At 64.1% G+C, this 1,096-nt stretch carries 2 protein-coding genes; both read right to left on the bottom strand.

Features of this window, described 5'->3' with window-relative positions:
- On the bottom strand, positions 1–835 hold an 835-nt coding region (locus tag ACZ4VL_RS40865), incomplete at its 3' end, for a hypothetical protein (RefSeq protein ID WP_468211139.1).
- Between the two features lie 9 nt (positions 836–844).
- Positions 845–1,096, bottom strand: a 252-nt coding sequence (locus tag ACZ4VL_RS40860; RefSeq protein WP_468211136.1) for a phage tail protein, incomplete at its 5' end; no start/stop codon positions are given.

Here is a 1,096-nt window from a genome sequence, read left to right as displayed (position 1 = left end):
AGGCGCTATCAGACGAGTACGGCAGCTGGGTAATCACGATCGCGCCACTATCGTTTGCCACGCCTCCACCAGCGCCGTTGCTGGGGTTGTAGATCGTGAGCGCTGGAACAGCACGCTTCTGCACCAGATATGGCTGGACGAAGTACATCGCAGAACCAGCCACGCCCGCTTGGCCACCGCCACGGCGCCCCAACTGTTGCGCCACGCCCGGTGCAACAGACATGGGATAACTCTTCTCGTAGTACCGCTGGCACATGGCCAGCTCCGCCGCTACGGGCCGAGCGTCGAAGGCCGTGGCAGCACTCCCCCGCTCCAGCTGCGGACGGCTGTAGGTGACGCCGGTGGCGGTCAGCTGGACCGTCATGTTGCCGCTGCCCGATGGGGTCAGAGTCACGCCTCGCCGCCCGGTGCCGGAGGTGATAGTGCCAGTGGCTCCGCCCACGCTCACGGCAATGGTTCCGCTAGGATTCTCCACGCTGATGGTCAACGGCTGCCCCCACGCCAGCACCGGGGCCTCCACGATCTGCTGCAATGGCCCGCTGGTGTGGGTGAACACACCTGTCGTCGCGTTGATGGTCACGTTGCAGCCGCCCGCGCCAGCCTTCCAGCGGTCGTACCCGTATGCACCCGCTGCCAGCGCACCACCGGAGAACACCCGCTGGTTGATCGGCAAACCGCAGTTGATGAGCATGTTCTTGCCGCCAACCGCAGTCAGGCCGGCAACCAGTGCGTACAGCTCTGCGTCGTTTGCATTGACCTTGTCGAAGGCAACCTTCGCAGGGTCGCCCTTGTAGGCCCCATGGTCGGTCGTGGTGTCGATGATCTGGCGGGCCATGGTCCGTCCTTACGGCTGAAAAGTTTGTTCGAAGGTGGCGCTGAGCGTGTAGACATCATTGCCGTGCGGGGTCAGCAAGTACGACTTGCACTGGTAGTACCCCTGCACGCCTAGCGGGGGCGTCCACAGGAACGAGACGCCCCCCTTCCTCGCGCGCAGGAACTCCAGCGCCGCCCGGATCTTGTCCGCTCGGCCGACAATGGAGATCGGCCATTGCTGTGTCTCATTGTTGAGTCCGTCGGATGCGCTCTGCCTGTATCC

The organism is Streptomyces sp. NPDC029014 (genome assembly GCF_055564695.1).
This window is presented reverse-complemented; position numbering and strand designations above follow the sequence as displayed.